This window comes from Nitrobacter sp. MLSD-S21 (assembly GCF_058809865.1).
The window spans coordinates 23434-32065 of the sequence record NZ_JBXASZ010000013.1; the positions used below are offsets into that span (position 1 = coordinate 23434).

General features: G+C 59.5%; 5 protein-coding genes. 1 reads left to right on the forward strand and 4 read right to left on the reverse strand.

Annotated elements, in window-relative coordinates:
• Positions 1-99 precede the first annotated feature (99 nt).
• Genes treY through AC1RT6_RS20760 form a run of 4 tightly spaced genes read right to left on the reverse strand, consistent with a single transcriptional unit; the run spans position 100 to position 7851 of the window.
• On the reverse strand, positions 100-2892 hold the full coding sequence (gene treY / locus AC1RT6_RS20745; RefSeq protein WP_472791675.1) for a malto-oligosyltrehalose synthase: 2793 nt from the start codon (positions 2890-2892) through the stop codon (positions 100-102).
• Positions 2882-5029, reverse strand: a complete 2148-nt coding sequence (malQ, locus tag AC1RT6_RS20750) for a 4-alpha-glucanotransferase (RefSeq protein WP_472791676.1) — start codon at positions 5027-5029, stop codon at positions 2882-2884. Before malQ ends, treY begins: the two co-directional genes overlap by 11 nt.
• Positions 5029-6870: a malto-oligosyltrehalose trehalohydrolase gene (gene treZ, locus AC1RT6_RS20755; protein WP_493029645.1), complete on the reverse strand. Its 1842-nt coding sequence runs from the start codon at positions 6868-6870 to the stop codon at positions 5029-5031. Before treZ ends, malQ begins: the two co-directional genes overlap by 1 nt.
• Before the next feature lie 12 nt (positions 6871-6882).
• On the reverse strand, positions 6883-7851 hold the full coding sequence (locus AC1RT6_RS20760; protein ID WP_472791678.1) for a TIGR03885 family FMN-dependent LLM class oxidoreductase: 969 nt from the start codon (positions 7849-7851) through the stop codon (positions 6883-6885).
• Positions 7852-8390: 539 nt separating this feature from the next.
• Between AC1RT6_RS20760 and AC1RT6_RS20765 the strand changes: the two genes are divergently transcribed.
• The coding region (locus AC1RT6_RS20765; protein WP_493029646.1) for a hypothetical protein at positions 8391-8632 on the forward strand (242 nt) is incomplete at its 3' end.

Consider the following 8632-nt stretch of genomic DNA (forward strand, 5'->3'; position numbering starts at 1 on the left):
TTCCTAGAGGCATGGATCGGCGTTACCGGATTATTCTCTGTTGGTGACCCCTGGAAGCAGGTCCGGGTACAATCAGCCCGACTTCGAACGCCCACAGGCTCAGGCGGGCGGCAAATGATGAGAAGGCGTGAGCAGCGCGACCGGCAAGCTGGCGAACAGCTCGCGTGCTAGAAACGACCCTTGCGACAGTATGAACTCACGTCCGCTGAACAGCTCTGACCATCGCTGCGGAACAACCTCAGACGATAGAGTCAGAGTGCAGTCGCCCCATGTATCTGCCCCGTGCCCACGGGACGGGTACAAAGCCACCGCGGTCACCAGCGCGCTATCTTCGCTGGTGCGTATAAAGGCACAGAGGCGATCTGCCTGCGGACCTGTGCCGCGGAGCGCTTCGTACGAACCGTGCATGAAGAGTTCCGGTTCGCGACGACGCAATGCCAACGTCTCGGCAATGAGGCGGAGCTTTAAACGGCCGTCACGCCAGTTTTCCAGAAGCCCTGGAAGATCACCCCTGCTCGATTCCAAGGATGCCAGTAATGCTTTCCGGATGTCGTAATCAACCGGACGACGATTATCCGGATCGACCATGCTGAAGTCCCAGAGTTCCGAGCCCTGATAGAGATCGGGCACACCGGGCGCCGTGAATTTCAGCACGATCTGAATAAGGCTGTTGAGAGCGCCAAAGGTAGCCACGCGCTGCTGAAACGCGGAAAAGGATTCCAGAAAGGGATTGGTGCGCGACGTGTCCAGCGCGTAGCGAATGAACTCTAAAACGGCGTCTTCGTATGCGGCGTTCGGCGCAGCCCAGGTCGTATGGACCTTGGCTTCACGCATGGCTTTCGTTATGGCGCCTTCAATCCGCTGGCGAAAGGAATCTACTTCCTCCGGATCGAGCTGACCCGCAGAGAGTTGGGCCGGCCATGCCCCGAGCAGAAGTTGATAGAACGCATACTCGTCATTACGATCTGGCGGCGCCGCGTCCGGATTTCCTGCGTTGCGGGCCTGGAGCATCCGGCTCCAAAGTGCAACGTGTTGGGCCCATTCGTCCGGTATCTCCGACAGCACCGCCAGCCGCGCCCGCGTATCCTCGCCACGCTTGGTGTCATGCGTGGCGGTGCTCAGCATGGCATGCGGCGTTCGTTTCGCCCGCTGGACATTGGCGTGATGGAAGGCGGACACGCTTACGCTAAACTGGTCAGGGTGGCCGCCGACCTCATTCAGCGCCAGCATCCGGTTGTAGCGGTAGAAGGCGGTATCCTCGAGGCCCTTGGCCATCACGGGGCCGCTATATTGTTGTGCGCGCATTGCGACGCGAACCACCTCCACGCGGCTGAATCCGCTACGCGGCTCGGCAACGAGGTCGCAAGTCAGGAGTTGGTGGAGGAAATCGAAAACGCTGGGGTCCAAGGCAGCACCATTGCGGCGGGCCTGAGCCATGGCCCAATCGATATCGCGCCGATCTGCTTGGGTAGGCACGCCCCGTCCGTCAACATATGTTCGGTAGACGGGAAAGACGGCAATAATTTCTCTTAACGCCCGTTGCAGGACGTTGTTGGTAAAGTCGGCGGTCCGCGGATTCGAGCGCGCCACCCGCGCGGCCTCCCTGGCCAGCACGTTCAGTTCGCTCGCCATCTCGTTCTCCATGATCCGCATCTTCGAATCGCGGACGATGGCGCTGAACGACGCCCGTTCACCGGTGAAGTCGGCGTAGATGCGAGTGAGGCCCTCCTGCCCCCCCGGGTCGTTCAGCAGACCGGTGACGAGATTAGCGAACTCGTAGCCCGTCGTCCCTTCGACATCCCAGTCATCACGCAGGTTTTCATGCGGTGCGAGGATCTTCTCGACAACGAGATAGAACGGACATGGCGCCTTTTCCCGCAGGCGTAAACAATACCCTTTCGGATCGAGAAGACCGTCGACGTGATCCAGCCGGATTCCGTCGAGCACTCCTTGTTCGAGCAAGCGGAACACCAGCGAGTGCGCATGGTCGAAAAGCTGAGGGAGTTCCATCCGGATCCCAGCCAGATCATTAATGTTGAAGAAGCGGCGGTAGTTGATGTCGTCGGCCGCGACACGGAAATGGGCTGCGCGCCAGTGCTGGTCGCGGATCAACGCGTCAAGTTTCGACCAGCTTTGCAGTTCGCCAATCTCGCCGTTGAAACGGTCCACTGCGGCCTGGATCGCGACCGCCAGATCGGGGTTTTCTCTGACTGACTCGGCCAGCTCCAATTTGAGATCCGAAGCCCGGCGGACGATATGCGGCCGCCATGTCGAGAGGTGCGCAAACGCGTCGCCGATGCGCTCCAGGTCCGGATGGTTGTCGCCGAGGACACGCTCGTAGTGAAGCGGGCTGATCGGAAGCTTGTGGTTGTCGTATGCCCACACGGCCAGCGAGCCGGCTTCCGCATCGAACCTGAGTCGGAGCGCACCCGACTGGAGTTCAGCACCGTACTGCTCGCCTAGGAATGGGACCAGAAGTTTGCCTTGCAGGTAGCGGCGATCCGATTCCCAATCGATGTCGAACCAGCCTGCGAATTGCGAATCCGGACCCCATTCAAGCACGTCCAGCCACCAGGGATTGTCCGCACCGCCCACCCCCATATGGTTCGGGACGAAATCAAGAATCTGGCCGAGACCGTTCTCCCGGAACGCGGCAACCATCCGATCAAAGGCTGCGGTACTGCCGAGCTCAGGGTTCAATTCGGTGTGGCTAACGATGTCGTAGCCATGCGTGCTGCCGGGGCGAGCCCGCAGATAGGGTGAGCAGTAGACATGGCTTATTCCCAACCTGGCGAGATAAGGCGCGAGCGCCGCCGCCTGATCGAAGCCGAAATCTTTGTTGAGCTGCAGCCGGTAGGTGGCGCGTGGGATCGGCTTGCGGTCAGGCAGCATGGTTACCCCGGGAGTTGCGGATTTCAGGCAAGCGCCCGACGCGGACCCAGGCGTCCTGGCTAGAAGCGAGTTCTTCAAGGGTCATTCGGTATTTCCGCCGCCAATTGGGGTTCTCAAAGGAGGTAGCCGGTACGTTGACCTGATCAGCTTCGCCGACAAGCTCATCGAGCTGCGGTATGACAAGGGCCGAGCCCGCCCGCGCGAGAAAGTCGTGCGTGGCTATTGTGAACTGCTCGACCGTAATCTCGCTGTCTTCCTTTAGCACGCCTTCCTGGCGGAAGGCTTCAAGGATGGAAGCGCGATCCTGCTCGCGACGCTCGCGCTGCGACCGGGCCTCGTCCTCGGTCGGATAAAGCCCGAGCCGCTCCTTCAAGTCGATGTCACGGCCTTTCCACCACCCGATAAGCGTTGGCAGATCATGGTTTCCCGCGACCGCCAAGGCAAGGCGGGGATAGTCCTTCGGCGACCGGAAGCGGCCATTGTCCCAGTCCTGCTCGAAGAAGAGCACACGGTAGGAGAGGATGTTGGCGGCCGCCATCTTCTCGCGGAATCCTTCCGGGACAGTTCCAAGATCTTCGCCTATCACTAGGCAGCGATGCCTATAGCTTTCCAGCGCAAGAATCCCGATCAGGTCATCGAGGGGGTAGCTGACATACGCGCCTTCTGCCGGGCTGCAGCCATTCGGAATGCAGTAGAGATGCTGAAGACCCATCACGTGATCGATGCGTAGGGCCCCAGCATGGCGCATGTTGGCGCGGATGAGTTCGACGAAGCTGCGGTAGCATTCGTCCCGCAACGCGTTAGGATGGAAGGGCGGCAATCCCCAATCTTGGCCTGCCGGGTTAAAAATGTCGGGAGGCGCTCCAACCTGCGTGCCTGCCACGAACGCCTTCGGATTAGCCCAAGTCTCGGCACCCGACCGGTCACAGCCAACCGCCAAATCCCGGTAAAGACCGATGGCCATGCCGGCCTTCTCCGCGACTTTGGCCGCGCGGGCGAGTTGCTCATCGGCCACCCACTGAAGCCAATCTAAGAAATTGATCTCGTCCGCGTGCTCCTCGGCGAAACGTTGAACGGCTTCCGAGGCAGCGTCGCGGTACTCATCAGGCCAGCCGTGCCACTCAGCCTGAGCCGGATCCTCATTCCCAAAATGCTGCCGCAGTGCCTGGAAGATCGATGTTCGGCGAAGGCTGCCGCCCTTCTCTTCCTGAAAGCTTTCGAACCTTCGAATATCCTCTAGCGCGCTATTCTCAAAGGCAGCGTGGAGGGTTCGCAACGCCTCTAGTTTTAGCTCCACGACGCCGCTGTAATGAACATCGTGAGCCGCGCGGCAGGCAGCCAGTCGAGCCTTGAAATCGGCGGACTCGACAAGGTCGCGAACCACTACTGAGCTGGAATAGCCTGGAACTTCGGGGACGGCGATGTAGAGTACATTCAGAAAAAGCCTGGACAGCGGGGAGTACGGGCTCGCCTGTTCCGGGCTGTCGAGGGACATCTGATGCAGCGGGTTAAGTCCGATAACGTCGCAGCCGCGCTTTGCGGCAAGCTCGACAAGCTTTCGAAGATCGGCAAAGTCGCCGATCCCCCAATTCTCATCGGACCGTAACAGGTAAAGCTGCGCCGCGATCCCCCACAGGTTGGCCTCGTTATAGGTTTCGGGAAGCCAGCATTTTCCCGGAGTGACGATAAGGGTGGCGCTTGCGTCGAACTCCGGCAAATGAAGGCGGTGATAACCCCACGAAAGTTCGCCGAGGTCGATCCGGGGCGCCTGTTCCGAGCCGCCTGAGAGCTCATGCGTTCCATTGCGCTGCGCGCCGTCTTCAAGCTCCACGTGCCAAGTGATCCGCTCCGCATGAACGGGCCTTCCCATGGTGACCCAACAGCGTCCCGCTGCATCTGGCCGGACGATAACAACGGACGGCAGGGCTGATCGGGCGGCGGCATTCCGAGCGCGATTCAAAGCAAGCACGGCTTCGGCTTCGGTTCTTACTTCGACGCCCATGGCGGACAGGAGACGTTTCTGCGTCTCGGGCCTGGTCAGAATTTCCCCGCCGCGGGCATCGCTGAATCCCGGCTCGACGCCATAGTGAGCTGCAAGTCGGCCCAGCGCCGTCGTGAAGTTGGTTGATGAAACCATTAAAAGGCGCCGCCGTTCATCGTCCAGACAACGCTCCATGGTCCGAGATCGCCATTCTCGGCTGAGCCGACGGACCAGAGAACGCGACCTCGGGGCGGACTGATGCCGCCGAGTGGAGTGGTCTTCAGGTTAGCTGTGAGCAATAGCTCCGCGCAGTCTGCTAGCCGCCAGCGGACACGCACTGCCAGGTCACCTAAGATTTCGAATTGGCCGGACGTGCTGGCTATCCCCGACAATCGCGGGATGATCTCAGCGTGACGAACCATCAATAGGCGACGGTACCAGTCGCGCCATTCCGCATGAACGCCTCGGCCGGCGTCTTCCCAACGGAGCTTAGCGGACACGAAGGTTTCTTGCGCGGACGGATCAGGGATTTGTTCGCGCCGCTCCGGATCCTGAAACTCAGGAAACTTGGCAAACTCCGCCCTCCGGCCGTCGCGCACGGCATTGGCCAATGCAGGGTCAAAATCACAAAAGAATGGGAAGGGCTGCGCTGCAGCCCATTCCTCGCCCATAAAGATCATCGGAATCTGAGGCGCAAGTAGATAGATGCTTGCGATCGCGCGGACTGCCTCACGCGACGCAAATGCGGTGATGCGCTCGCCGAACGCGCGATTTCCCACCTGATCGTGATTCTGAATGAAAGAGACGAAGGCGGTCGGCGGCAGAGAAGCACTGGTCTCCCCACGGGGGTGTCCCCGATAAGGCATGAATTCGCCTTGAAACGCGAACCCCTCGGCGAGCGCGCGGCCGAGCTTGTAGGTATCACCCAAATAATCGGCGTAGTAGCCGGCGCTTTCGCCAGATGCGGCGGTGTGCAGCACGTGATGCACGTCGTCGTTCCACTGCGCCGTGAATTGAACAGGCCGCCCGTTAACGTCCCGAGCCAGCCGAGTGACCTGGTTCTCCTCGTTCTCCAGAAGAAGATGGATGCGACGGTCGCCTCCCGCTTCGCGCACTGCCGCCGCGAGCGCTTGAAGAAGGTGCTCTGGGCTTTCATCCATGATGGCGTGAACAGCGTCGAGACGGAGGCCGTCAAGGTTGTATTCCCGGATCCAGTAGATGGCGTTGTTTATGACCAGATCCCGTACCCACTCGGAGTGTTCGGCATCGTAATTAATTGCCGCACCCCACGGCGTATGATGGGATTCTGTGAAGATGTGAGAATAAAGCGGGAGGTAATTGCCGTCTGGGCCGAAGTGGTTATAGACCACGTCGAGTATGACGGCGATCCCACGTGCATGTGCGGCATCCACCAACTGCTTTAAGTTCTCGGGCCGGCCGTAGCTCGAGTCAGGAGCAAACAGCAGAACGCCATCATACCCCCAGTTCCTCTGGCCAGGGAAATCGGCAACTGGCATCAGTTCAATCGCCGTAATTCCAAGATCGCGAAGCTCGTCGAATCGATCAATTGCGGCCCTGAAAGTCCCGTCTGCGGTAAACGCGCCGACATGCAGTTCATAGATGACGCACTCTTCCCAACGACGACCTCTCCAACCTTCATCAGTCCAAGAGTAAGCATCGGGAGCAATCACTTCGCTCGGGCCGTGGACGTCTTGCGGCTGGAAGCGCGAAGCGGGATCAGGCACCTCGACGCCATCCGGAAGGATAAAGCGATATCGGGTACCAGGCCCGGCCTCGGCAATCTGCAACTCGTGCCAACCGTCGACCAGTGCCCGCATCGGGTAAACGGTGCCGGTGTCCTCTAGCCTCACGCTTACGGTGGCATGCTTAGGGGCCCAGAGACGGAACCGAACGCCGCCATCGCTGAGCTCAGCTCCAAACGGCATCTGATGATGCCGTCGGGCTAAGCTCTGTGCGGTCAACGTTAGATCGGACATCAAGCGATCCCTTCAGCCGTTCGCTTTGAGCGAAGGGAGAATGTGCTCGCCGAATGCCTCAATGAAGCTCAGTTGCCGTCGCCCAACCTGATGCAGATGGATTTCGTCAAAACCCATCTCGGCGTACTCGGCGAGCCAGGCTCGATGTTGTCCCAGGTCCGCGGACACCAGAACCGAGTGCCGAATGTCATCGGTCTTCACGAGACGAGCGACACGATCGAAATCCTGTGGCCGACGAACGTCCCAATTTACCTCACCCCCTAAAGCACTAGCCGCCCACTGATGCAGCGCCTCGGCTTCAGCCTCCTCTTCGCTCGGTGCCCACGACAGCGCCACCTGAAGAATGATTGGCTTCTGACCCCCGCCTCCATGACGAAAAGCCGCGATAACTTTTTTAAGCTGCTCCGGGCTTGCCTGGACGGTGATCAGAGCGTCCGCCCAGCTGCCGAGCCATTCAGCCGTCCTCTCGGACACCGCCGCGCCGACGAGCATGGGGGGCTGTTCCGGCCGCGTATAGAGCTTCGCCTCGACAATGGTGATACGGCCACGGTGGGTCACAGTTTCGCCGGCGAACAGCGCCTTGATGATCTGCGCACATTCAAACAGGCGCGCATTGCGTTCCAGCTTGTCCGGCCAGATGAGGCCTGTGATGGCCTCATTGATCGCCTCGCCGCTGCCCAACGCTAGCCAGAGACGGCCAGGATACATCTGCGCCAGCGTTGCAGCGCCCTGGGCAATTATCGCAGGGTGATAGCGATAACCCGGTGCCGAGATGATGCCAAACGGAAGACATGTCGCTTCCATTGCGGCTCCGAGCCATGACCAGGCGAACCCCGATTGACCTTGCCGCTCGCTCCAGGGATGGAAGTGGTCTGACGACATTGCACAATCGAAGCCAGACTCCGCTGCGCGCTTGGTCCAGCGCAGCAGATTCGCGGGTGTAAATTGCTCATGCGAGGCGTGATATCCGATACGCGCCATGCCCTTTTAACCTTTTGCGGATTTCCAAGCAGTTGAAGCGGGGGGTCGTTGAAAGCTTCTTTTAACACCTAGCCTTTGCGGGGGGTTCCTACGTTTTGAACGGACCCTGAAACCGCCGACCAAGCTTCGATGAAAGATACAGCCAGCTGGTCGATCCGACGCTTGCTGAAGAGAAGACCGCCAGCACTTGCAGAGGTTACTGAACGTCCGGGAACGTTGCAGCTCGATGACCACGCGGAAGGATGCATGTTCAGTCTGGAGAGTTAGGATTGGCAGTAGCGGCGCAATGACTAATCAATCTTTGTAAGCCCTAAACGGACTTAGCGTTTAGATGCGGGGTACTTTACCTCCGCGACGAACGACGGCTCGGCCCAGGTCTCGGCTTCCTGATGGGCTTAGGAACCCTTCGACCGAAAGACCGTTCATCGTTCAGCACGAGCAAGAAGTTTTTGATGTTTGTGCGCCGGCGCCGCTTCAGACCTTCCGGACGGCCACAACTTTAGTTCCTTCTTACTCGTCGCTCACATAAAGGAATGGACATGACACCTTCTCAACCCGCATCTCGCAAGCTATCAGCCGGAATGATGACTATGTGCGCCGCCATGTTACCCATCCTTCTCCTATTTTCCGGCAACCTAGCTGCGCAAACGTCAGAGTCCACGTTACGGACGGCTGGGCAAGATGCTACATTTATGATCTCGCTAATACGTTTTTTTGAGCAGACGGTTCTCCAGCGTCAGATCGGCAACCGCCTCTTTCAAGGCACGGGTCTCACGGCGCA